The 24,035-nt window shown below is 43.7% G+C and carries 20 protein-coding genes; 8 read left to right on the top strand and 12 right to left on the bottom strand.

Features of this window, described 5'->3' with window-relative positions:
• Nucleotides 1–17: 17 nt before the first annotated feature.
• On the top strand, nucleotides 18–1,184 hold the full coding sequence (locus R8N46_RS17010) for an ABC transporter permease (RefSeq protein ID WP_213972509.1): 1,167 nt from the start codon (nucleotides 18–20) through the stop codon (nucleotides 1,182–1,184).
• Nucleotides 1,181–2,332 (top strand): ABC transporter permease, encoded by a 1,152-nt coding sequence (locus tag R8N46_RS17005; protein ID WP_047009844.1) that lies wholly within the window; start codon nucleotides 1,181–1,183, stop codon nucleotides 2,330–2,332. The genes R8N46_RS17010 and R8N46_RS17005 overlap by 4 nt, the downstream gene beginning before the upstream one ends.
• Before the next feature lie 286 nt (nucleotides 2,333–2,618).
• Here R8N46_RS17005 and R8N46_RS17000 read toward each other — a convergent pair whose 3' ends face one another.
• The 6 genes from R8N46_RS17000 to aspT form a co-directional block, all read right to left on the bottom strand.
• Nucleotides 2,619–3,527: a LysR family transcriptional regulator gene (locus R8N46_RS17000; RefSeq protein WP_213972508.1), complete on the bottom strand. Its 909-nt coding sequence runs from the start codon at nucleotides 3,525–3,527 to the stop codon at nucleotides 2,619–2,621.
• Between the two features lie 142 nt (nucleotides 3,528–3,669).
• Complete coding sequence (locus R8N46_RS16995; RefSeq protein WP_025768103.1) at nucleotides 3,670–4,098, bottom strand: hypothetical protein; 429 nt, start codon at nucleotides 4,096–4,098, stop codon at nucleotides 3,670–3,672.
• Nucleotides 4,099–4,115: 17 nt separating this feature from the next.
• A complete protein-coding gene (locus R8N46_RS16990; protein WP_213972507.1) occupies nucleotides 4,116–5,285 on the bottom strand; it encodes a patatin-like phospholipase family protein in 1,170 nt (389 codons plus the stop codon).
• 210 nt (nucleotides 5,286–5,495) lie between these two features.
• Entirely contained in the window at nucleotides 5,496–6,353 is an 858-nt protein-coding gene (gene pdxY / locus R8N46_RS16985) for a pyridoxal kinase PdxY (protein ID WP_005377109.1), read from the bottom strand.
• A gap of 124 nt (nucleotides 6,354–6,477) precedes the next feature.
• Nucleotides 6,478–8,073: a bifunctional aspartate transaminase/aspartate 4-decarboxylase gene (locus tag R8N46_RS16980; RefSeq protein ID WP_115386041.1), complete on the bottom strand. Its 1,596-nt coding sequence runs from the start codon at nucleotides 8,071–8,073 to the stop codon at nucleotides 6,478–6,480.
• A gap of 95 nt (nucleotides 8,074–8,168) precedes the next feature.
• Nucleotides 8,169–9,884 (bottom strand): aspartate-alanine antiporter, encoded by a 1,716-nt coding sequence (gene aspT / locus R8N46_RS16975; RefSeq protein WP_115386042.1) that lies wholly within the window; start codon nucleotides 9,882–9,884, stop codon nucleotides 8,169–8,171.
• 426 nt (nucleotides 9,885–10,310) lie between these two features.
• Between aspT and R8N46_RS16970 the strand changes: the two genes are divergently transcribed.
• The 6 genes from R8N46_RS16970 to R8N46_RS16945 all read left to right on the top strand — a co-directional run bounded on the left by R8N46_RS16970 (nucleotide 10,311) and on the right by R8N46_RS16945 (nucleotide 18,527).
• Nucleotides 10,311–10,523: a DUF1656 domain-containing protein gene (locus tag R8N46_RS16970; protein ID WP_005377106.1), complete on the top strand. Its 213-nt coding sequence runs from the start codon at nucleotides 10,311–10,313 to the stop codon at nucleotides 10,521–10,523.
• 10 nt (nucleotides 10,524–10,533) lie between these two features.
• A complete protein-coding gene (locus tag R8N46_RS16965; protein WP_005377105.1) occupies nucleotides 10,534–11,397 on the top strand; it encodes an HlyD family secretion protein in 864 nt (287 codons plus the stop codon).
• Nucleotides 11,398–11,410: 13 nt separating this feature from the next.
• On the top strand, nucleotides 11,411–12,766 hold the full coding sequence (locus tag R8N46_RS16960) for an FUSC family protein (RefSeq protein ID WP_115386043.1): 1,356 nt from the start codon (nucleotides 11,411–11,413) through the stop codon (nucleotides 12,764–12,766).
• 302 nt (nucleotides 12,767–13,068) lie between these two features.
• The gene (locus R8N46_RS16955) at nucleotides 13,069–14,724 is read left to right on the top strand and encodes a hypothetical protein (RefSeq protein ID WP_017821369.1); all 1,656 of its coding nucleotides are present in this window, start codon (nucleotides 13,069–13,071) and stop codon (nucleotides 14,722–14,724) included.
• Between the two features lie 210 nt (nucleotides 14,725–14,934).
• A complete protein-coding gene (locus R8N46_RS16950) occupies nucleotides 14,935–16,974 on the top strand; it encodes a carboxylesterase family protein (protein WP_115386044.1) in 2,040 nt (679 codons plus the stop codon).
• Nucleotides 16,975–17,075: 101 nt separating this feature from the next.
• A complete protein-coding gene (locus tag R8N46_RS16945) occupies nucleotides 17,076–18,527 on the top strand; it encodes a phospholipase D family protein (RefSeq protein ID WP_115386045.1) in 1,452 nt (483 codons plus the stop codon).
• Nucleotides 18,528–18,585: 58 nt separating this feature from the next.
• On the opposite strand, the gene R8N46_RS16940 is transcribed toward R8N46_RS16945, so the two are convergent.
• From R8N46_RS16940 to R8N46_RS16915, 6 genes are all read right to left on the bottom strand, one after another.
• Nucleotides 18,586–20,244: an autotransporter assembly complex family protein gene (locus tag R8N46_RS16940; protein ID WP_318098486.1), complete on the bottom strand. Its 1,659-nt coding sequence runs from the start codon at nucleotides 20,242–20,244 to the stop codon at nucleotides 18,586–18,588.
• A gap of 335 nt (nucleotides 20,245–20,579) precedes the next feature.
• Nucleotides 20,580–21,044 carry a DUF2846 domain-containing protein gene (locus R8N46_RS16935; RefSeq protein WP_005377099.1) on the bottom strand — a complete coding sequence of 155 codons (465 nt, stop codon included), beginning with the start codon at nucleotides 21,042–21,044 and terminating at the stop codon, nucleotides 20,580–20,582.
• A gap of 169 nt (nucleotides 21,045–21,213) precedes the next feature.
• Complete coding sequence (locus R8N46_RS16930) at nucleotides 21,214–21,840, bottom strand: LysE family translocator (protein WP_006741500.1); 627 nt, start codon at nucleotides 21,838–21,840, stop codon at nucleotides 21,214–21,216.
• A gap of 327 nt (nucleotides 21,841–22,167) precedes the next feature.
• Nucleotides 22,168–22,794, bottom strand: a complete 627-nt coding sequence (locus R8N46_RS16925; RefSeq protein ID WP_064354013.1) for a LysE family translocator — start codon at nucleotides 22,792–22,794, stop codon at nucleotides 22,168–22,170.
• Between the two features lie 129 nt (nucleotides 22,795–22,923).
• Nucleotides 22,924–23,277, bottom strand: coding sequence for a DUF1428 domain-containing protein (locus R8N46_RS16920; RefSeq protein WP_005387184.1), 354 nt, complete (start codon nucleotides 23,275–23,277; stop codon nucleotides 22,924–22,926).
• Nucleotides 23,278–23,374: 97 nt separating this feature from the next.
• Nucleotides 23,375–23,980 (bottom strand): hypothetical protein, encoded by a 606-nt coding sequence (locus R8N46_RS16915; RefSeq protein WP_115386047.1) that lies wholly within the window; start codon nucleotides 23,978–23,980, stop codon nucleotides 23,375–23,377.
• Nucleotides 23,981–24,035: the final 55 nt, after the last annotated feature.

Genomic DNA, 24,035 nt, shown 5'->3' with positions numbered 1-24,035 from the left:
ACCACTAGGTTAATGCTATGACGATTAAGATTTCACAGCGGCATATCTTACGACGAGACAAGTGGTTGCTTTCGTGCCTTACTTGGATACCGATTTTGCTCGCGATGATGATTTGGGGAGTGTTCTCTGCGGGCATTGCCCGGGATCTGCCAATCGGTGTGGTTGATCTACAACATTCCCAACTTTCTCGAAAGCTCATTCAATCTTTGGATGCGTCGTCGAGTCTGGCTGTTAACTATCATTACGCCAGTGCAAGCGAAGCAAAAAATGCGATGATTGAAGGCGATATCTACGCTTACGCGGTCATCCCATCTAAGTTCGACCAAGATATTCTCCAGCACCGCCAACCTCAACTTTCTGTCTTTTACAACAGTCAGTACATTTTGGTAGCGAAACTGATCAACTCTGCCATTGCGCAAGCACAAGGCTATTTCGACGCTCAGGTTGAAGTAATGGGCAACTTGGCTAAGGGTAACACCACAACGTTAGCAGCGGCTGGACAGGCTGTACCCGTGTCGACACAAATAACCGCATTATTTAACCGTAACAATAACTACGCACAATTTTTGGTAACGGCTATCGTGCCAGCCATTTGGCAAATATGTATTGTAGTAAGCACTATTTTGATTCTTGCCGCGCACTTTCGCATTTATGGTGGAAAGAATAGCTTTGCATTTTTGGGCGAAAAGCCATACGCCAGGCTCACTACCCTATTAAGTCAGTACATTCCGGCCTTTATGGCGCAAGGTGCGTTGTTCTTGTACTGGTTTTATTCCGTGCTTGATTGGCCAATGGAAGGCAGTTTTGTGGTTATGCTATTAGCACAATTGGCGACGGTTATCGCCTGTATCATTATGGGAGCGTTGTTCTTCTTCTTGTCGATGGATCCTGCACGTGCGATGAGTTTTGCTGGCGCATTTACGGCTCCAAGCTTCGCGTTCATGGGAATTACATTCCCAGTTTCTGACATGAACACGCTCGCTTATGCATGGCGTTCATTATTGCCGATTACCCATTACATTGAAGTACAAGTGAGTCAAGCAAGCTATGGAGCATCGGCCGCACAATCTTTAAGCTCGCTATGGCCTATGATTGGTTACGTTGTGCCCCTGCTCATTACCGCAGCCTTGATGGGTAAACATCGAACAGCTTCATCAACACGCCAAGCGAAGGAGGCGGTATGACATTGTGGCAACTGATTAAAGCGGAACTTAAGGCCGTTCTAACCAATCCAGTCGTTACGTTGACCGTGTTTGGTGGTGTCGTATTTTACTCGTTTTTATACCCTTTGCCTTATGCACAACAAACGCCTCGTGAACAACCAATCGCGATTGTTAATCTAGATGGTAGTCAGACGAGTTTAAAGCTGGAACGTATGGTTGATGCCACCCCACAAGTCAACGTAGTCACTCGACTTCATACGATTGCCGATGCAAAGCAAGCATTTTTACAACGAGAGATCACCGGTTTTTTAGTCATACCGGAACACTTTTACAAAGACCTAATGCTAGGTAAAAGCCCGACTCTAGCCTACGCTGCGGACGCCTCGTATTTTCTCGTGTACGGAACCGTGGTAGAAGGATTGGCCCAAGCGGGAGGCACATTAGGGGCCCAAGTGAAAGTCAGTAAAATGGTGATAGATGGTGTGCCCATGAGTATGGCTAGCCATAATTACTCTGCTATTAAGCTTAATATGAAACCGACGTTCAACCCAACCATGGGTTACATCGAATACGTAGTGCCGGCAGTATTTGTTCTGATTTTACAACAAACGTTGATCATGGCGGTTGGATTGCAAACGGGAACACAGCGTCATGGTCGTGGCTATTGGTCACAAGTATCAACGGGATCGCTGCTGCTTGTGAGAACGTTAGTATTTGTGGCAATTTATTATTTACTCGGCGCCTATTATTTTGGTTTTAGCTTCGAACGCTTAAACGTAAACCATATCGCCAACGCGGGCGAATTGCTGGCTATGTTGTTACCGTTCTTTTTAGGTTGTTGCGGACTAGGCTTCTGGCTAGGTTACTTATTACCTCGGCGTGAACTTGTCACCTTAGTCGTCCTAGTGAGCTCTATGCCGCTCATTTTCTTGGCTGGTTTTATTTGGCCGATTGAAGCCATACCTACTCCCTTATTATGGATTGCTGATTTAAGCCCAAGCACTTGGGCGATAAAAGCTTTCTTAGCGCTAAACCAAATGGGGGCAACCTGGCAACAAGTCGCTCCACATTGGACGGCGCTTTGGGCACTCACCGTGCTTTGGGGTAGCGTTGCGTACTGGATTGCTAAGCGAAGTAACAAGCCAGTTGTAACAGAGAGCTTGGGGTGACAGCTGACATTTTCTATTACTATAAAAAAAGCCGGGTAACTAAACCCGGCTGAAAATCTGCGTCCTTGCAGCGGACATATGGTAAAAACACTTTTTGCTCTGGGCTTACCCATTGAGCGAGATTAGATTAAGCCAAAAAGTATGGATTCCATACTCTCATATAGAGGGTCATATCCTTCCAATAGACATTAGTCTTCGCTAGAAAGATAACGTTTTTCAGATACAAAAAAACAAGACTCACATTGAGTCTTGTTGTTGATAGGGATGAGCAAGATACATGTCGCCGCTAAGTCATATCGCGGATTATTTTCTCTCGGTATTCTGTAACGACCTTCATGATTGAATTTTTTACATCACCGACTTGCTTAGAGGGTTGGCACCATAGGCCAAAACCAAACTTAAAACCTTCCAATAATTCAGAAGCTTCCACTGGCTCTATATGATTATTAGAAAACTCCGAATGGGCAAACGTTCTGGGGAGAATCGCCCATCCTAAACCTGCTTCAACCATTTTCACTACAAGGGCCAATTGGTCGACCTCTTCATGGTTCGAACTTACGATGACTTTTTCGCCCATTCCCTCTTCAATAAGAGACCGCAGTACAAATTGTTTACTATTCCTCAAGGCTGTCAATACTCGATCTGGTGCCACAGAAGCGAGTTCACCACCTTTCTGGACGAAAGGAACAAATTCAAAATGACCTAAAAACGTCGCATCCAAACTATGTATTGCTCGACTATCATGTACATTGACAATACCGAATTGATACTCACCATTCTGTAAACCCTCTTTAATTTCGTTGCGATTACGAACAAGAAAGTTAACTCGCATCATCGGAAAATCTGCTGCTAATTGAATACGAAGCAATACAAGAAAACGGTGTGGTATAGCGCTTGAATAGGCGATACTAACATTCTCTAACCCACCGTAAGCTAGACTTAATGCGACTTTATCGAAAGTACGTGCTTGTTCGATGGTTTGCTTAGCATAGTGGTAAAGAAGATGAGCATCTTCTGTCGGTTCTACCGAGCGCCCCACTCGCTCAAACAGGTTGACCGCCAGTTGGTCTTCAAGATTGGTAATCACCTGCCCTATTGTGGTTCGGTGCTTATTGAGTTTGACCGCCGCCTTACTAAACGAAAGCTGTTCATAAACGGTTACGAACGCGAGAAGTTGTTCAAAACTAAAATTCATAGGTTGTGCTTACTTTTTAGAGTTATCTAATTAAATTACCACAAGATCGTAGAATTGCTACTTGGTAACGGAAACAATCTGCGTTTGAATTCCTTCTCGACGACACAAAAAAACCTACTAGCTTCAGTAGGTTTTCTCTAACTTAGTTGTACTCAACGACACGAGCTAAATAGTTGAATTCTCCTGAGTCACCATGGTAATCGCGGTAGACATCGACACTGAAATATTTAGGTTGATCAGCGTAAATGTGGTCAACGACTTTTTGCTCAAGTGACTCCAACGTTTCACCGACCTGAGAGTACACGAACTGCTTGTTCACTTTTTCCAATTTACGTTTTTTCGCTTCTTTGTGTGACACATAGTTGTTGATCTCTTCCCACTTTCCCACGAACTCGACCGCCACGTAACTCGAGTTCTCGTCAATCATGATAAAGGCTGCACCTTCTTCTTTGATTGCAGACAGTTGCTGCATATCACTATCCACTTTTTGCTGGTCAAGATGGGCTCCACTTTGGGCAAATGCAGTCGCGGAAGCGGTAAGTATCATGAGTGTAAGAACGGCTTTTTTCATTGTATCGTTTTCCTGTATTAAGGGAGTTCAGTTACCCAAAGTTGCCCTTGGGTGGCTTTTTTGAATCCATATTCGTAAATCGTCAGCAAGTAGCGGTGATCGAACATATCTTTCGTTACTTTGGCGTACCTGAAATCTTGATCAATGTAGGTAAACTGCATCTCGATATCGTTGATTTCACTGATGTATTTCATTCGATAGAGATCACCTCGAGTTTGCGCTAGCGTAAGGCTTGAGACACTTTTCGATACCAAGTCCAAACCTTTGTCTTTTAGTGGACGATACGGCGCTTTTAACGCACCATTGCGAATCACATCCAACTGAGGCGCTTTTTCTAACCCCAAAGCATCTGAGATTTGTTGATAGTTGAAGTTAGACGGATTAAAGAACACCTGCGCTGCGAGACCGCCATCTACGTGTAACTCCTCAAGTGTTTCTCCATCATGTTCAACATCGATAAATTGTGGAGGGAAAACACCAGGGATCGATGCGCTCGCAGCAAGCACCTTGTAAATAAGTTCAGATTTGTCCGCTAAATCACTGTTCGCAATCGCACCAATATTCCAAATCACCAGTTCGCCTGAATCAAAATGGGTACTGCCAATAAAGAGGCGTTTACCATTGCGGTGTTGCTGCGCCATCGCCTCGATCATGGGCTCAGGGTAAGCGTCTGCGATGAAATCATAGAGGCTCTCACCATCGGTAAACGCGTCCTTAAACAGGGTATTTAAGAAGTTCTTCTTACCCAAAATATTCTTATCATTGATGTTGAGCATGACTTCTTTCATCTTTGGCATCGCATCACCGCCAATGAAAACAAAAGGAGCGATTAGGGCACCAGCACTGACTCCAGTAATGATGGCATAATCTTTTAGCTCCCCCTTTTCCTGTAGCCCCATCAAAACGCCGGCCCCGTATGCGCCGTTTACGCCACCACCCGATAAGGCCAAAATATTGAGCTGTTCACCCTCTACTTTGATCGGTGTGGTTTGATTGTGCGCTGAGTAGAGAAAATCCGGCGCTTCATTGGCCCACATTCGAAGTGGCTCATTTGGTGTCGAACTCGCGATCTCGACATCTTTATAGTTGCTTTGAGAAACACGAACATCCAGCGTATGAGGTGAACTACAAGCTACTATCAGCAGCGAAAGTGCAACCGTCACACCAGAGGAAATTAAACGATTCATAATCAGTCTCATTTAATGTTCTCTGGCGTATGACCAGAGACTCAGTTTGAAGTTAATTGGGTCAAAATGAAGTCCGTTTCGTTGTGTGGAGTTACTATAGCTAGGCACGGCTAAACCCCATAATCGCGATTGTAGGATGCTATCCATCAAAGCAATTATGCCAAGTTTCTATATGCTAACTTTACGCTTCTCCGTTAATTAGGTACTGCGCTAAGCAATTTTCACGACGTTGAACTCATGCGTCGGTTCGACAAATTCGTATTGGGCATTGATCGTCTGTAGCTCCCATGTGCCATAGCCTTTGGTGATCTCCAATACACCGTAAACGGCGTTATGTGTATGACGAAAGGCTGCGACAGGAGACATCTTCTTCACCAAACAAGAGGTAAAAATCGCAGAAATTAAATCACCGACACCGACTGGCTGCATAGCAAATTCAACACTAGGGCGTTGGGCCAAATAGCTTGCTTTCGGCGTCGCTAAAATCATACTGAAGGCGTCATCTGTTAGAGCATGCAGATGTTTCACCAATACCATTTTCGGTCCTAACTCTAAGGCTTTTTTACATGCAGTGACCGCATCATAAAGAGAGTCAATTTTCACACCTGTTAACTCGCTCAGTTCAAACTGGTTAGGAACAATCACATCAGCGATGGGCAACAAGCTATGGCTTATCGCTTCTTTGACACCGTCTGCCACAATGCAACCTTTGTCTGGATCACCCATAACTGGGTCACACACATAAAGTGCACTATGGTTACGCGATTTGACTAAACTTACCGCTTCGGCCACCGCTCGACATTGCTCTGCGCTGCCTTGATAACCGGACAGTATCGCGCCACATTCGCCTAACTTCTCAATGTTATCTAAGCCTCTCATTAGAGAATGAATTTCATCTGCCCCAAACTTCTGCCCAGTCCAACCTTGCTGGTACTGAGTGTGATTTGAAAACTGAACCGTGTGGATTGGCCAGACTTCGAGGCCCATCCTCTGCATCGGGAAGACGGCAGAGCTGTTTCCTGCGTGGCCATAAACCACATGAGATTGAATAGAAATAATGCTTTTCATAAGTCACTCTTAATTGAGAAGTTTGTTAGCTTGGCGACTAAATAAACACAATATCGCGCACTGTGCTTATTTGGTCGGAATAGCCTCGACAACGCGAGGCTTATTCTTAATCAGGCTGGATTAATTAGCCGTGGAACTCAGCAAAGTACTCATCCAACACTTTGCGTGTTGCACGACCGATAAGCTCGTATTCGTGGTGAGTAAGGTTTGCTAACGAAACTCTAACTGATGCGTGCACTACATCGAAGCCTTGGCCTGGAAGCAGGATAACGCCGGTTTCATGTGCAAGGCGGAACAGGAAGTCTTTGCCCTTCTCGCTCGCTTTGAACCATTCAACGAAGGCTGGTCCGTACAATTTGCCGCCCAAAGTGTCGAGCTCAAGCAGTGTGTAGTAGTCCACACGATCTTTGTTTTCTTCAATTTCTACACCCATGTTTTTGTACAGAGTTTTGTAACGCTCGCGGATGATGCGTTTACATGCTTCTTTGTAGTTTTGTTCCGAGTCCATCAAGCAGTTCAAAGAGAACAGCGCCATTTGAACTTGTTGAGGAAGAGACAAACCTGCTGTGTGGTTAAGCGCTACGCTGCGGCTATCTGCTACGATACGGTCAATAAACTTGATCTCACGAGGTTCCGGAGTCAGCGTTTTGTAACGATCGTCCAACTCAAGTTGACGCGCTTCAGGAAGGCTGCGCATTGCATCGTCAAACACGTTGTTGTGTTGAATTGCAATCGAGCCTAAACGCCAGCCTGTTGCACCGAAGTACTTAGAGAACGAGTACACACAAAGCGTGTTGTATGGCAGTTTCGCAAACAGTGAGACAAAGTCGTCCGCAAATGTGCCGTATACATCGTCAGTCACGATGAACAGGTCGCTACGTTCGTTGTTTACGAAGTTTGATAGGTTATCTAGAGTTTCGTCAGAGAACTTCACAGACGCTGGGTTTGCTGGGTTCACGACACAAAGCAGTTTGATGCCTGTATCTGCAAGCTTTTCGATTTCAGACATCGGCAGTTGCCATGTTGTCTCATCCAGACGTAGCTCAACGATCTCCAGTTCGTATTCACTCAGTTCTGGAATCTCTAGGTACGGCGTAAAGATTGGAGTGATTAGCGCTACCTTGTCACCTTTCTTCAACAAACCGTTGTTGAACATAGTTTGGAACGTGTACGTCATAGACGCCGTACCGCCTTCAGTTGCAAACAGATCGAAGTCTGTCGTCATTGGCATCGGGCCGTACATCTCTTCTGCAATGTATTGCTTCACAACGGTTTCGATGTTCGTCAGCATACGTGGTGGCACTGGGTAGTTACATGCAAGGTATGCGTTAACTAGCTCATTCAAGAAAGCTTGTTTCTCTAGACCCAAACGGTCTTTTGCGTAGCTCAACGACTTTTCCAAGAACTGCACGCCTTGGTCTTTCTTATTGTCGTTTGCAAACGTGTCGAAACGCTCAACAATGCCCACACCATCAGGAATGCCACCGAAGCCACCATCTAGGTATGAGTAAGTGCGCTCGGCTTCCAATATTGCGAACTCACCCAAACGAATGAACGCTTTACGCGGTAGTGTCGCAAGAAAATTAGGATTACCACGACCTGCATCTAATAAAGCGCGGTCAGGAACAGTTTGTGCCACTTCAATTAGTTTATCTTTTAATTCAAATGGGCTTAAATCTGCAAATTTAGAAAAATCAATTGTTGTATTTTGCGTAGTCATAATATTTACCTGAATTTATTATTTAGTGAAATTTGGATAATACTTCCCCTACCGCCTATTTAATTAGGCGATAAGAGTGTTCGAATTTATTTAAATTACATGCCTGCGTTTAAAGTAATAATGCCGACAATAATAGGACCCCATAGGGTGAGCAGTACATTGGCGACAGCATAAGTCACGGTGAATGAGAATACTGGCGTTGCGTTACCTGTTTTTTCCATTAAAGCCGCGAATGCTGGGTTCGCACTTCGTCCACCTGTCACACAGCCAAGTGCTTCAACTGGATTCTTAATCTTCAATACAAAATATGAGAAGAAGAACGAAATAATCTGAGGGATAATCGTTACACCCATGCCAAGGAACAACAGAGACATACCGTGTTCTTTGATGGTGTCGACCGCTTGAGGGCCAGCCTCAAGGCCAACAATGCCTACAAATGCTGCCAAACCGAAATCTCGAATAAAGTTCGCGGCACCCACAGGAAACTGAGCAACATGCGGATTGCGGCTACGCAACCAACCGACAATCAAACCTGAGATCAAACAACCTGCACCAGAACCGATAGTGACGGGAATACCAGCAATCTTAAAACTGATTAGACCAATTAATAGGCCCACCACCATGCCCATACCAAGCACGACTAAGTCAGTCACGTTTGCTGAGCCCATTCGCTGACCAATGTTTTTCTCAACGCGATTGATGTCTTTTGCGGTACCTGTAAGCTGGATGACGTCGTTTTTCTTCACCACAAGATCCGGCGTCATTTCAATTGAGTTGCCTTCACGAATATAGTCTGTCACATAAATACCGCGCATAGAGCCTTGGTTCGAAGCCTCTTTAATCTCTTGCAGCGACTTACCAATCAGTTTGCGGTTGTCTGCGATCAATTGACGGTTTTCTTCAATAACTTCATAGCCTTCTGGAAGTGCAATCTCGTTGTCAGCCAAACCATCTTGCAGCTGATGTACTGCATTACGGCGACCTGTTACAACAATGACATCCCCTTCTTTCAGTGCTGTGAATTTGTCCACGTCTAGCACTTTGCCATCGCGTTGAATCAATTCAATACAAGCAGCCAGAGCGTGTTGGTTTAACTGGGCTAAGGTTTTGCCTGCTAGCCCACCATCTTTGCTCACTTTAAATGCTCGTGTAACCAGCGCTGTGACAGCGTTGAACTCACCCGGCGCTAAATCACGCTTACCATTTGAATTTTTCTCTTCTAGCGCAATCGCTTCTGCTCGGATATCCCACTTCATCAGTGTTGGGAATACCCATGTCACCATCAGAATTGGACCAAGCGAACCAAAGATGTACGTAACTGCGTAGCCTACTGCGACGTTGGTCTGCATTAGGTGCTTAGCTTCTTCTGTCACAACACCAAGACGTGCGATCGCATCACCCGCTGTACCGATGATTGCCGATTGAGTCAAACCACCAGCTGCAAGGCCTGCTGCCGTACCTCTGTCTAGATCAAACATCCAAGCTGCTGCTAGTACACAAAGCAGGCCAGACACCGTCATCACTACAGCGGAAAGTAGAATGTTGATGGTTCTAAAGTTCAGTGCTTTGAAGAACTGCGCACCACCTTGATACCCTACTGCGTAAATAAAGAGCGCAAAGAAAATGCTTTTTACGCCGGGATCAATATGAACACCAAATTGCCCAATAATCACACCCATTAATAATGTTCCGGCAACACCGCCAAGAACAAATCGACCAATGGTAATTTTACCAACCATATAACCGAGCGAGAGCGTAATAAAGAGAGCAACAAATGGTGCCATGTCAAAAAGGTTAGAAATAATTTCCATGACAATTTTACTCTTACTAATAAATATAAAACTCAAATAATCTAACGAATAATCTTTCACTCATATTTGTTGGATTATTTAATTTAAAAAGCATCTCGTTTGCTTCGAAGCGAATATTAGAAACAAAACCTCACAACTCGTAATCCCATTTGAAGGATGAAACCATCACTTCGCATATTCAAACGCAAACATTGAACAATAATTGTCGAAAATTTAATAACTTAGCGTTCTGCAATGAACACCAGATAAATCGCAAAATAATTTTATTTTTGTTTTCGCGCTTCAAAAAGCGGTTTGGTTGCATCATTCCCTCTATATAGCGCATAACACCTTTCGTTTGATGGATTAGATCCTCCAAAAGCGATTATCACGGATGCCATCATTTGCCTTATCTTTCCATTCATCAAGTTAATAGAGAAAAACACCATGAACTCAATGCCACATGAACTTGTGTGGGGCGAAGTTTACTTCCCACCCTTGTTGCTGGTTATTGCATTGGCTTACATGCTCACCATTTTGGTCGGAACCGTTGCTACAAAACTGGGACTCCACAAATACGTTGCATTTCCTGCACTCGCAGAGCTAAGCCTAATTGTGATTTTTACTGGCGTTATTGGTCGATTCATTACGATATTTTGAGGCAAATTCCGTGATAAAACGTTATCTCATCACACTGCTACTACTGTGTTCCGCTGGCACCGTGATTTTCAGCTACTACCAATCATACTCTGACAACCCTTGGACTAGAGATGGCCAAGTTAGCGCGCACATCGTTTCTATAACCCCCCGCGTAACAGGACAAATCATCCAAGTCTACGTTGAAGACAATTCGCAAGTGAAACAAGGCGATTTGCTGTTTGAGATTGACCCAAGCATCTATAAAGCGGCGTACCACAAAGCGCTAGCAGCTCAAAAGCAAGCCATTGCATTACTAGCAAAGGCCAAAAATGAAGAGCAGCGAGCACTTAAGTTAGAAAAGCGCACACCTGGCGCCGTACCTGTACTGACATTGAATAACCTAGACAATGCAGTGGAGACAGCCGTTGCCAACGTAGAACTCGCGAAAGCCAATGTTGAAGAAGCCAAGCTAAACCTTGATTACACAAAAGTTTATGCGCCAACGAATGGTTATATAACTAATTTGAACTTACGCGTCGGCTCTCAAGTCGTCGCTAACTCCCCAGTCGTGGCTTTGATTGATGAAGACAGCTTTTGGATCGAAGGATATTTCAAAGAAACGGATTTAGTTGGCGTTGATCCACAAGATAAAGCCTACGTGACCTTAATGATGCACAATGAAGCTGTGCTGGAAGGCAAAATCAAAAGCATTGGCTACGGCATTGCGAAGCAAGATGGTAGTACTGGTAACGATCTTTTGCCCAATGTGAACCCTAACTTTCAGTGGATACGCTTAGCTCAACGCATTCCAATTAAAGTTAAATTAGATCACTTACCGAAAGATTTTCAACTACGTGTTGGTATGACGGCCTCTATCAAAATCATCAAACAATAATGTGGTGGAATGTATGTTTAATGCCTCAACCAAAGAAGCAATCAAAGCTGCGCTGTCTATCGTTATCGCGATCTGCCTTGCCTTATGGTTTCAATGGGAGAAACCGTATTGGGCAGCGATCGCAGTCGCGGTAATGGCATTAAATGAAAGCTTCGCTCACTCGATAAACAAAGGTCATAATCGCTTATTAGGAACCCTCCTTGGCATCGGTTATGCCTTTTTCCTCATCACGACGTTTTCTCAAGATCGCTTTTTGTTTCTCACCTTCTTCACCTTGTTTTTAGGTGCGTGCATTTTTATGTCGAGCGACGAAAAGTATGGTTATGTGTTCTCTATCGGTTTTGCTGTGTGCTCCATCATCGCATGTATGGGAGGATTTGATAGTCAAGCAACGTTCCACTTCGCTGTTCTTCGCATGCAAGAGACTATTCTTGGTGTGATCACGTTTTCTGTTGTGTACCGATTAGTCTGGCCAGTCAGTACAGAACAAAACTTCATTCAACGTTTTGAGACCAGCAGAGAGGCGATGCTTAACGCTATGAAATCGCCCAATGATACAGATATTGAAGCTCTTGAGACCAACAGCGCCAACATAGAAAAGTTATTCCAACTGGTCGGCTTACCACTTACTGGCAGCTACCACTTGAAAGAACATCGTCAGCTATGGCGTGCGCGTTTAAATGAGATGGCACAAATCCAAGACCGATTGCTAGAACAAGCAGATAAATCGCAAAGTCGTGAGATCGATTGGCCAACGCTAACGCAGCAACTTCAAAGCTTTGATATTAAAAATCCAAGTACGTCTCTCATCGGTCACGTTGCTTGTGTCATGCAAAGAGAGAAAAACACAGTTTGGCATCACGAGCATCGAACGTTTATCCAGCATTTGAATGAAGACGGCAGAAAGGTACTGCAAGGTGTCTCCATGTTCGTGACGTCGCTGTTGATCTGGATTTATCTTCCTGTGCCCGGAGGTTTCATTTTTCCGATGCTAGCAGGCGTGTTCTCTTCAATCGTTCCTACTATGCCACCAAGCATTATTAAAGATGCATTTTTTGGTGTGATAGGCACTGGCACGGTGATTCTATTGCAATACATTTTCCTAATGCCAATGATGACCGAGCTTTGGCAGCTTGGGCTATTCTACTTCATCAACATCATCGTGATTTGGAAGGTATTTTCCACACCAAAGCTGATGGTACACAGAATTCTAGGTATTAACTTATTGGTTGTCTTGACATCAGGAGCGCTCAATTTAACCCCAGCGTATCGAATTGAAACGCCCTTGCTGATGCTGGTAAACATTATGATTATTTTGATGATTGCCAAGTTGTTTACTGATCTGTTTCGTGTTCGCGTTACGGTCTAAGCGTCACCTCCGTTCTTGAAACTAAAGCCCTGCATTGCTTCTGCTCTGCGGGGCTGTTTGTTTGTGAGCTAGCCATTATTCCTCCGTAACCCATAAAGCGAGGATAGTATCCATCAAAAGCGATTAACGGTATTTCTCTTCACCTCATAAAATCCTCTCATTGATTCACGAAATGCAATCGAAAACTCTGCATTCACAACGTCAATCACAGCAAACACATCTATTTAACTGAACAAGAAGTTCAGTGACACATTAACTGTCTGAGTCTCGAAGGTTTGAGACTATTCAGAGTGGAAACTGTCATGAGTTTTTTTGAATTACGCGCCGGCAAGACGTCTTCTCTTACTGTGCTCGCGAGCGCACTAATGCTTACTACCCCCACTTTTGGTTTCGCCGCTGAAGAGACGACGACCTACAACGAAGTAATCGAGCAAGGCCGAGCACTGTTCGACAAATACGGTATCAGTCATGATTTACCAAAACTGGCCATCAGCTCTCTAGTTCAAGGCGAGCATTTGGTCGAGCATGCCCACCGAAGTGTTAAAATCGGTGATAGCGTTCGCGATTCGTCCGTCTACTTGGTCAAGAACACCGATAACAAAGGCAACATTGATCTGCGTATCAAGTACAACCCTGAACAACTCGATGAAAATGAAAAAGTACTTGATGAGATCGAAGCTTTCACACGAACAGAATACCGCCTTCGAAACTACGCGGAGAGTTTTGATCCGTCATCAGTAAGAGCCAAAGAGGATCAGAATGGTAATGTGATCATCAGTTTTAATTACTCAAAATACGGTCTTCCTCAAGATATCGCCTACTTTCGCTTTTTAAGCGTTGATATTGAGTTGGTTAATGGTGAACCGAAACGTATGGTCATTACCAACGATAAACCGTTCACACATCACAACTACCAAGTGGATTCTTACGATCAAGAGATCCTCTTCCAGAAGTTAACATCAGGCAAAATTGCGATTGCCAGTAAAAACACCAAGATAGTTGGTTCAAAGAAAAATAAACCCCTCGAAATGATGAGCAGCGTAAAACCGGTAGCGATTTATGAAGATAAGCTTGGCGTGCAAGTACTAGACGAAAAACGCTTGAATGAGGTCTCTGATCCACGCATGCAAGAAGCCAGTGTTAAGCTAGACCGCGTTTTTCCTTTAATGGGTGATATGGTTCGTCGTCAAGGTATCGATTTGCCTCTGCCGTTTGGTGTATCGCTAGCGTATCGAAATCAAGATATGAATATTCCATTTAATGATTTCACGATTGAAGGCATCGGCCTTAATGAATTGTTTGATCCAGAAGACAGTGTCGGCATCGTGAGTGCTGAGAGCATGACGCTTCGTGGCGATGTAAACATCCTGCCATTTTGGAATGTATTTGGTTACATCGGAAAAGTTAATGTCGATGCCAATGTTGATGCCGCCTACACGGGTGAAGGTGGCCAGTACATAAAAGATAAGCTGAACGATAAACTGCCAGGATTAGGTGATAAGTTTTGCGATGGTTTATCTGCACTTTGTAGTCGCGGACGCCTAGACGTGCCGCTGCATTTGGAATATGACCTTCGTGGTATAGGTACAACCCTTTCGGTTGGCTATAAAGAATTCTTTGCTTCTGTCACTGGTACCTATTCGCAAACTCGCTTAAAGGGCTTAGATGATTGGGGCGATGGTATTGTTACTGTACAGCCGATGTTGGGTTATCAACTTGTCGATTATCGCACGCAGTTCTTTGTCGGAGCAGAATATCAAGGACTGGACGCTCGAATGGACGGGCATGTAAAAAGTGGTGATATCGAATTCGATTACGACATTGGTGTAGATCTTAATCAATGGGCGTTTTTGACTGGTTTCAATAAGCAAATCGGCAAAAACTACAACCTGACCTTTCTCTATAACAAAGGGGAAACTCGAGAGTCAGTAACCTTAAATCTTGGTTACCGTTTCTAACTCTCATAAAGAGCCCGCCCCTAGACGATGGTAGGACTGCATCCTACAAAGGCGATTACTGAAACTGTCGCCGATGTCCTACCATTTGAGCCATCAATACAACAAGCCATCCAACCATTCACGGATTAATGCCAAAGCGTCAGGACGTCGCTTGTTAGATGCCGTTTAACATTTTAGGTGTACGCACCAAATGACTTTTTGGACATAACAATGACTTTACTCAATCGCTCAACTTTAGCCATTACCATCACTCTTGCCTTAGCTGCCTGTAGTGATGATTCAAGCAAACCTAGCGTTCCTAACGGCCCGAAGCCACTACAACCCTTACCACCAGAGCAAATCGCTTTGGAAATTGGCGATGCAACCATTCAAGCGACCAAAGAGTCCCTTGTCATCACGCCTCTTGCTGCGGATGAAAAACTGGCAGCGGTAGAGGCGTTCAAAGGTATCCAATTTGCGCAAGCAGACCGCTTTCAGCACAGCATTGCGATCCCACTTGAAGGCGATATTGATGCGACTCAGTTCGGTGATGCGTGCCCGCAGTTAAAAACCACGGCACAAACGCAATCAGAAGATTGTTTGAACCTAAACATTTGGCGACCAGCAGGGACAGAAGCGTACGCAGATTTGCCAGTGTATGTCTTTATTCACGGTGGAGACTTTGAATACGGCGCGGGCTCAGAACCGCTGATTCATGGTGATATGGTGGTTGCACAAGGTGCTGACGATGGTAACCCGTTTATTGCAGTTACTTTTAACTATCGCTTGGGCTTGTTGGGCAGTGTTTGGGTCGATGGTTTGGACAACCCAGAGGGCGGTAACTTTGGCCTAGGCGATCAAAAACACGCGCTTGAATGGGTTCAACAAAACATAGAGGCATTCGGCGGCAATCCGCAAAACGTGACACTCATGGGTCAAGGTGCGGGTGCCATGTCGGTGGGAATTTTACAGCAATCAAAAGGCGATGCTGCAATCGCAGGTGAGCACTTTCAACGTGCCATCATGCAAAGCAACCCTTACGGCTTTGAATATAAAAGTTACGATGTTGCCAAGAGCCAAAGACCAGAGCAAAGCGTTGAAGATCTTGCGTTACTACCACTTGAAGAGATCATGAAGGTACAAAGCGAGATGCTTGATCCTATTCAACGTCTTAAGAACTGGGTACTGACCGCCGTGAATATTCCGGTTATAAGCCCAACACGCGACAACAGCCCATTAGCTACATTGATGCCATTTGCGCCTTACATCGAGCATCGCCCACCAGCGTTTCTAGTGAAAGAAGTACCAGGCTATCACTTTACTGAGCAAGCCATTGAGAGTGAATGGATCGTACCAACGGTAATTGGCTCTAACAGCGCAGAAATCAATACTCTGGGCATGCTGCCGAGCCTGACATTTTTGATCCCAACTATCATTGAAATCTTGAGCCAAGAAGCACCAGAAATCATTGAAAGTGGTGACGAAACCTTAATCGTCGAATACATGGTTGAGTGGCTAGAATCGGAAACGAACTTAAACCGTTTACGCACCGAATATCGTTCATTACTCAGCGATTCAGCTTCAATTGAACTCGATCTTTCTGACTTATTGGAACTGCTGCCTAGCACCGCTTATGAGGCGATGACTAAGTTGTTCTTCGGTTTGGGGAACTCCGATTCAACCACGGAGTTACTTGCTCTGGCTGACTTCTTCCCTAACCATGAAAGCGAACTGAATGGCGCGGCCAAAAACATGCAGCAATTCAAAACCACGTTGCATGATTTGCTCTTCACGGGTCCAAACCGTCATAAAGTTTCAACTGAAGAAGCAACAGGAGCAACGCCAAGCTTCTACTACTTTGACTACAAACCTGGATTCAACGTATGGACTTACAACACCAAAGGTGTAAATGGCGATCTCGACGTTGGTGATTTACTCAAAAGCATCAGTTGTATTGTGGGCGCTTGTAATGCATCGGAATTACCATTTGTGTTTAACAAGGCATTAAAGCTTGATGGTTCAAGTGTTCGCCCAGGTAGCAAAGACAAAGCGATGATGAACGAGCTCTCTCGTATGTGGTTTAGCGAACGTTTATTTGAGGACTTCCAATACAACAGCGCGACTGACCGAGTATTGCTGATCGATAACGATGGCGGCATTCAGTCCACGCAAGACTGGGACAATGCTCATCACTCAGGCATCGATCCAAAACTGCGCCAAGGTCGCCTCAACGGTCTAGAGGAACTTGGGCTGATTCTGAGTCACATGTAACGTTATCTTCAGTTACTAAAAAGTCGTTACCAAATACCTAAAAGCCAGTTCGCTGGCTTTTTTCATCCTTATTCCTTGAACATAATTAGGAAGGTTTACTCATGTTTCCTAACGCCCTTCGTGCCCTGCTACTCTTCATCTTCAGTGCACTATTGGTTGGCTGTGCCCAGCCCTACCCTCAAGTTGAACCGGATTTTGAAGCCAATTGGCAAACTACTCAGCATCAAGCCGAAGTTTACTTAATTCCTACCGCGCCAGAAGCCTTTGCTCGTCGTGTTGAACTGGTAAGAAACGCTCAGCAAAGCATCGATATGACTTACTTTTCTTGGGAGAGTGACACGCTTGGTTTGATGCTACTCAATGAACTCAAACAAGCAGCAGATCGAGGCGTGCAAGTTCGACTCACTCTCGATGATTTATTGGTGTTTAACGAGAAATGGCTTGCTGATCTCAGTGCTCACGACAACATTCAAATCCGTTTATTCAATCCGTTTGATTCACGTAAGTCAGGCTGGATTGGTCGCGCCGTCAACTTCTCTACTCATCAACAACGTTTGGACAATCGTCTGCACGAGAAGTACTTCAACGTCGACCATCAATGGATGATTCTAGGTGGACGTAACATTGGCGACGACTATTTTGGTTACAGCCGCAAAGCCAACTTCTTTGATATGGATGTCTTGTTCAAAGGCAGCATTATTCGAGCATTCGACAAAAACTACCAACAGCTTTGGGACAGCGAGCATGTCACGCCAATAGAAAACATCGTTAACGTTACCCCAAACTATTCTGCGTTTACTAAAGCGCTTAATAAAGGTGAGAAAGACAAAAGCATCATTCTGGCTGAGGTTGAAAAACAGGTTAAACACCTGACCAGTCCCGACTTCATCACTGCGCAAGTCACCCCCGTTTTCGACTCATTAAACAAGTTAGAAAACAACAAACCCTACTTTAGAAAACGTGCAGAACACCAAGTTTGGCAACAAATAGCCACTGCGTCTAAAGCCGTGATATCAACGCCTTACGTGGTACCAAGTGATGGTGAATTTGCCTTTATTGATACCTTGATGGAGCAAAAAGCGGACATCACGTTAATGACGAACTCGTCTGCATCTAATGATTCTGGCTTTATTCCGGCTTATTACGAGGAGCATCGCCAAACCCTGTTGGATAAGGGCGTTCATATACTTGAGTACAAAAACCAAGCGAAAAATGATGACCATTACTTCCATGCGGATACTTATTATCACAACAAGACGGTGATACTCGATGATCGGCTGACTTATATCGGCTCATCAAACTTCGACCCAAGATCGGATTTCCTCAATGTGGAATTTGGTGTGTTGGTCCAGAGCGAAGCCTTTGCAGAACATGTCATGCACTACTTAACTCGACAACAAGATGAACTGTTTTGGCGAGTATCTCGAGATGGACAAGGCCAAACTCAGTGGCAATCAATGAATGAGATCCATACTAAGAATCCAAACTATGGTGGATGGCATAAGGCACCTAACTGGATATTCAAGAAACTGAATGGTGAGTTCGAACTCTAAACAATCAAGGCTTAAAAAGGCTCTCTATCTGCAAGGATGAGAGCCTTTTTAATGCCCGCTAAAACTGTGTGCCTAGCGAAAAGTGAACGCGGAATTGGTCTCCTTGAGGAGCATCTAAACCATAAGCAAAGTCCACTTTGACGGGCGCGTATTTTGAATTCCATATCAAACTCAACCCTGTACCGCTTTTCCAATCCACCCTATCGTTGAAGGCATCACCAACATCATAAAATGCCCCAAGCCACAATTGGCGGTAGACCTGATATTGATATTCCAGCCCAGCAGTAAACATGTAACGAGCACCGGTTAAATCGCCATTTTCATCTCTCGGAGAGATAGACTCATAACCATAGCCACGAAGATTGCCATCACCTCCCGCAAAGAAACGTAACGATGATGGAATATCGCTCAAAGTGTCAGCGACATTAATACCGACATTAGAACGAAAGTGAAACTTGTGTTTTTCACTAATGTCCCACGACAGCACACTGTTGCCTTCGATACGTAGCAAACGAGAATCGGAGAAAAAATTGGGATCCGAATATTCCAATGAGTAAACGTGACGGTGCTTTACTTCTAATTGATCGTTCTTGCGATCAAGCAGTGAAAATGTCACCCCCGGTAATAACAACTGTGATTCGTTATTCTCCGACGCTTGTTGATAACTTTCTTGCAAATAACGAACGTGCATGGTGCTTTGCCAATCACCGTCTAACTGCCAGTGCTTTTCAAACGATAAATCATTAGAAAAACTCGATGTATCTCGATAATCGACATGCTTAGATTCAAACTGAATCCCGTAATAATCCGTTAGAACATTTTGGGTGGGAATTTTATAACCAAGTAATAGCGATTGTTCCGGTTTGGAAGCGTACGCTTGTGCCTCAAAACTGTGTCCACGTGCGTTATACCAAGGCTTGGTCCAGTTCAGCGAAGCGCGTAATCCCAAGTCTGTCGAATACCCACCACCGACTTGCACAATATTGCGTGAATTCGGCTCTGCGAGCACTTCTATCGGCACCTTATGGCCATCGGAGATCTCCTCGAAATCCGCTTTCACAATCACACTGCGAAACCAATCAGTACTGGATAGGTCGGCCTGATATTGACTCAATTTCAAAGTGTCAAAATCGTCGCCCCGCTCAAATGTTCTCATCGCTTCTATTCGTGCCGTTTCGATACCCGACGTAAGGACAGACAGCTCTCCAAATTGGTAACGAGAACCACTAGAGAAATGCAGATTCACATGGGCTTGATTCAAACTTGGAATGACTTCCAAAGACGATTCGATAAAACGTCCATCCAAGTAACCTTTTTGCTGAGCCAATGAAATCAAGTTTCGCTTTAGCGTATCGTACTCAGAATGAAGCAACGGCTGCCCTTGTTTAAGTTTAGCTTGATTAATTAGTTCGATGAAATCCTGGTCGTTACTGGCCTCCCCCGACACAGCAAGGTTAGATTTTTTGACCAACATCACCTCCCCCGCGTCAACCTCAAGCGTGATGAGATCATTATCTGATCTCTGAACATTGAGCTCGGAATGATAGTAGCCATAAGGGTTTAACGCATTATTAACCATCTGCGTTAGTCGATTTGAGGTAATGTTTGAAACAGAGAGTTTCTTTAGTGGTGTAAGGTGACTTTCAAGATTTTTCTCTAATATTGGTGTTAGCCCTTTGATTTTAAATTGCGCTCCGAGTGCATGATGTAAAGGCATAGAAGCTAAAACTGATATACCTATTATTTGTTTAATGAGAGGAGACACACCGCTACCTAGTTTAGCAATACACTCGACAAGGTTAATGATGGAATGGCATATCTGTTAATCGCGTATGTAGGATTGCTCCCTACGAAATCCTCTCGAGAATTAACGTTTCACAAGTAGATTCTTTGAACAATAAGTGGGCTCAAGCTAGGAGGTGGCAAATCATGCGGTCTGAAATAGGTATACTGTTTGCCAAAAATACAAAACCCAACGCTAAATGGATCTCATCAAGCGTTGGGTTACATTGATAATGTGTTTTTTAATCTAAAAAGCGTCTGTTAGTAAAACTAGATCGAAGAACAGTTTCCTTTTTCTGCCATGTCGACTTTTAGTACTTCTGCTTTACCTTTGCTTTCGTCTACGAGTTCTACGCCCGCACCACCAACAAATACACCCATTTTAATGTATTGATTAACGAAATAATTACGGCCCTCTTCCGTTAAGATAGTTAAGTGATTTTCAGAAAACTCAGACTCTGTACTTACTTGATGTTCTTTATTGCCTTCGACCTCATGGTAGAAGAATACACCAGGAGCGGTTTCACCAATACATTCCCCATCGACGTAAACATACTTTTTAAGTGCTGCTCCGACAAAAGCATCTTCTCGGTAAATGTAAATCCCTGCGTTCCCCTTTTGAGGTGCTTCAAATGATTTCATTTGATTTGATACTGTCGAATCAACAGTAGGAACAGAAGCACAACCTGACAAACCCAAAAGGAATGCGGAACACAGAATTACTTTATTTTTCATGTTATTAACCTAGCTACGATAAAATCGCGCCAACCATACTATAAATAAATACGTTCACTTATTGGTATTTTTGAAATTTGTGATTCAACCTATGCAATAGCACTCATTTAACGTATGGATTGAGCAAACATTAGCCATATAATAATCACGAGAATAAAATGCCCTGTATCTAACGATCACTAAATGCCACTTTACTCGCTAGACTGATAAGTAGAATACCTGAAACACCTTCAAGAGTTCTTGAATAACGCTGAGAGTGTGGACGACTAAATACCCAATTACCCACAGAGGCGTACAAAACGTTACATGTCGTCGCAAGTACGCTGAACAGCAAGCCAAGTACTAATAATTGCATTGATGTTGAGCTTGCAGACGTATCAATAAATTGAGGCAGAAACGAGAGAAAGAATAGCGCTACTTTTGGATTCAAGACGCTGACGATAACCCCCTGAACAAACACATTTTTATTATTATCAACATTTTTGTTTTCAACGATTTTATTTTCTCCACGCCACATGGACAGTAATGACTGAACACCTAAATAAACTAGGTAAGCGGCCCCTAACCATTTAACAACGCTAAAAGCCAAAGATGAACTCAGAATTATTGCTGACAAACCTAAACATGCCGCTAGTGTATGAAAAAAGTAACCAACACCAAGCCCCAGAGCCGCTTTCAGCCCAGCAGATAATTTACCTTTCATTGTATTGGAAACAATATAAATTACATCAGGTCCAGGAATCATGTTGATAGCGAGACAAGCGACAACAAATAATAATAGTGAGTTTGAATCCATTCTTTTCTCCAAATTAACGTCTTACGGGATAACATTTCATCGAACTACAAGTAATGCAACGTCCAGGTTTCAATTGGTTATATTTAGTATTAACAACACGTTACTAATACTACAGCACTGCACGAAGAGCACAATCATGAACAGTGATACGAATTAAATTATGGGCCTTTGTTAGCCCTTTGAATGATAATATTTAGCATCATTTGGTTGTAAGCTTTTTCTAGCCAGCAGCTCTTATGGAAGTTAACAAATCGGCTACTTAGTATACTTAATAGACCGTCAAATCAGATAGATTATCTATTCTTATTTCTTCAAGCCTTTTGTGCTTCATTTTCCTGCCTCACTAAGCAGCAACTTAATACTTGCTACACCAAAAAATAACGCGAACACGCCTTCAAAAACTGCTTTGGATCTGAGATAGGTTTGCCTGACCTTTTTATACGCGAAAAGAAAAGCATAGCCAAAGAAAACCAAAGCACTAACCAGCCCTACAACAAAAATGACCGACAACAATTCCAACGGACTGGCCGTAGGAGGAACCCCTATCGAATAAAGCGCACCAAAAAACAGAATAGCCTTTGGGTTAGTTAAGTGAATTAACACTCCGGTTAAGTAGTTACCCTTCTCTGTCGTTACGTATGTTTTGGGTAACTTTAGTTGCTCGATGTTGCAGGCAGAATGTACGGACTTTAAAGCCAAATATAAAAGATAAAATGCCCCACAATATCTAAGAATTTCAAAAAGCCAAACATTGCTATAGAGTATGGTTGCGAGACCAAAAGCGGCTGAGGTTGACCAAAATAAAGACCCCGTTAAAACACCTGCAGCCAAATACCCACCAAAGCGCCGACCGTGGTTCATTGACGTGCCTGCTATCGCAAGAGTTGCAGGTCCGGGGCTAGCGATGGCAGCGATAGCTGATACGACAATCAGTGAATAATTTATCTCTTCCATTTTTACTCTAAGCCTCCAAATGGAGTTTTATCAACACTTATCGCAGAATAGTCTATTGAACGTACATCAGAAGCGTAATACTGATTAAAACACCAAGTATCACGAATCGAGTTGAGATTATTTGGTATTTTACTGCTCCAAAATAACATCAAATCCGCCATAAATGAGACGCTTTCCATCAAAGGGCATTGGGTTATTGTCTGGACTCATTCGAGGATCACCCATGATCCGCAGCCACCCTGAGTCTCGAACTTCTTTTGAAGGCCAGACTACCCACGAAAACACAACGGTTTCGTTGCTTTCAGCGTTAACTGCCATGGGAAATGATGTGATCTCACCATCTGGTACTTCACTCCCCCACGTCTCAACAACCTTTAAGGCCCCAAACTCCCTGAACATTTCTGCTGCTATTTTTGCGTGTGCGATATACTTTTCTTTATTCGCTGTCGGCACTGCAGCGACAAACCCATCAATGTATGACATAAGTAAACTCCTTTCATTGGAGTTATAACCATAGCTCAATAAAAAGAATGCACATGATGCCAAACCATAGAAGCAGGTACGTAATACAGCTTGAGAGCTACATTCCTAGCTTGGACTTTATATGCATATTTGAAAGGTATGTGTTTGGATCAAGCTTGGTTAGCATATTTATAATCTCCAAAACACTCGAATACTCAATACGTTCCTCTTCAGCATGCCCGATCCCACCTATTGTAAAGTGAGTAAAGCGGTAATCACGATAAACGTTTTGCAGCTGGCTAGAAATATCTTTGAGTAATCTTTTACTGAGGGCGAATGCAGGGTATTCACTACTTTCTGAAAGCTCTGCTGTAGAGCCAATAGATACAATATTGCATTTATTGTTAAGTGAACCTAAAGCGTTAAGCTCATTGACTAAATTAAGATACCCAATCGGGCCAACATTCATAAACTCAATCAGTTCGCTTGTTGTCAATTCTGAAGACTCTCCCCACATCGACGCCAAATAAACGATGATGTCAAACTCTACACCTTTGAAGCACGTATAATCTGGTTTTTTACCGGGATCAACGTCAATACAAACAGAGGCGACTCCCCCCTCAACTAGCTTTGATCTAGAAATCGCATAAATTTCTGTACCCTGTAAGTTCGTAGCCAAGAACCTTCCTAGCCCTTTACTACCTCCAACGATTAAAATCTGCATAACCCTATTCCTTGGTTAAGGTTGTCTTTCATATTGTCCGCCAAACTGTTCATTA

This window comes from Vibrio sp. 1874 (genome assembly GCF_033344395.1).
Taxonomy (GTDB): Bacteria; Pseudomonadota; Gammaproteobacteria; order Enterobacterales; family Vibrionaceae; genus Vibrio; species Vibrio alginolyticus.
This window is presented reverse-complemented; position numbering and strand designations above follow the sequence as displayed.

What these genes read in the sequence shown, in the direction of transcription:
- R8N46_RS17010 (WP_213972509.1), top strand. Translation starts at nt 18, where the DNA reads ATGACGATTAAGATTTCACAGCGGCATATCTTACGACGAGACAAGTGG.
- R8N46_RS17005 (WP_047009844.1), top strand. Translation starts at nt 1,181, where the DNA reads ATGACATTGTGGCAACTGATTAAAGCGGAACTTAAGGCCGTTCTAACC.
- R8N46_RS17000 (WP_213972508.1), bottom strand. Translation starts at nt 3,527, where the DNA reads ATGAATTTTAGTTTTGAACAACTTCTCGCGTTCGTAACCGTTTATGAA.
- R8N46_RS16995 (WP_025768103.1), bottom strand. Translation starts at nt 4,098, where the DNA reads ATGAAAAAAGCCGTTCTTACACTCATGATACTTACCGCTTCCGCGACT.
- R8N46_RS16990 (WP_213972507.1), bottom strand. Translation starts at nt 5,285, where the DNA reads ATGAATCGTTTAATTTCCTCTGGTGTGACGGTTGCACTTTCGCTGCTG.
- pdxY (WP_005377109.1), bottom strand. Translation starts at nt 6,353, where the DNA reads ATGAAAAGCATTATTTCTATTCAATCTCATGTGGTTTATGGCCACGCA.
- R8N46_RS16980 (WP_115386041.1), bottom strand. Translation starts at nt 8,073, where the DNA reads ATGACTACGCAAAATACAACAATTGATTTTTCTAAATTTGCAGATTTA.
- aspT (WP_115386042.1), bottom strand. Translation starts at nt 9,884, where the DNA reads ATGGAAATTATTTCTAACCTTTTTGACATGGCACCATTTGTTGCTCTC.
- R8N46_RS16970 (WP_005377106.1), top strand. Translation starts at nt 10,311, where the DNA reads ATGAACTCAATGCCACATGAACTTGTGTGGGGCGAAGTTTACTTCCCA.
- R8N46_RS16960 (WP_115386043.1), top strand. Translation starts at nt 11,411, where the DNA reads ATGTTTAATGCCTCAACCAAAGAAGCAATCAAAGCTGCGCTGTCTATC.
- R8N46_RS16955 (WP_017821369.1), top strand. Translation starts at nt 13,069, where the DNA reads ATGAGTTTTTTTGAATTACGCGCCGGCAAGACGTCTTCTCTTACTGTG.
- R8N46_RS16950 (WP_115386044.1), top strand. Translation starts at nt 14,935, where the DNA reads ATGACTTTACTCAATCGCTCAACTTTAGCCATTACCATCACTCTTGCC.
- R8N46_RS16945 (WP_115386045.1), top strand. Translation starts at nt 17,076, where the DNA reads ATGTTTCCTAACGCCCTTCGTGCCCTGCTACTCTTCATCTTCAGTGCA.
- R8N46_RS16940 (WP_318098486.1), bottom strand. Translation starts at nt 20,244, where the DNA reads ATGCCTTTACATCATGCACTCGGAGCGCAATTTAAAATCAAAGGGCTA.
- R8N46_RS16935 (WP_005377099.1), bottom strand. Translation starts at nt 21,044, where the DNA reads ATGAAAAATAAAGTAATTCTGTGTTCCGCATTCCTTTTGGGTTTGTCA.
- R8N46_RS16930 (WP_006741500.1), bottom strand. Translation starts at nt 21,840, where the DNA reads ATGGATTCAAACTCACTATTATTATTTGTTGTCGCTTGTCTCGCTATC.
- R8N46_RS16925 (WP_064354013.1), bottom strand. Translation starts at nt 22,794, where the DNA reads ATGGAAGAGATAAATTATTCACTGATTGTCGTATCAGCTATCGCTGCC.
- R8N46_RS16920 (WP_005387184.1), bottom strand. Translation starts at nt 23,277, where the DNA reads ATGTCATACATTGATGGGTTTGTCGCTGCAGTGCCGACAGCGAATAAA.
- R8N46_RS16915 (WP_115386047.1), bottom strand. Translation starts at nt 23,980, where the DNA reads ATGCAGATTTTAATCGTTGGAGGTAGTAAAGGGCTAGGAAGGTTCTTG.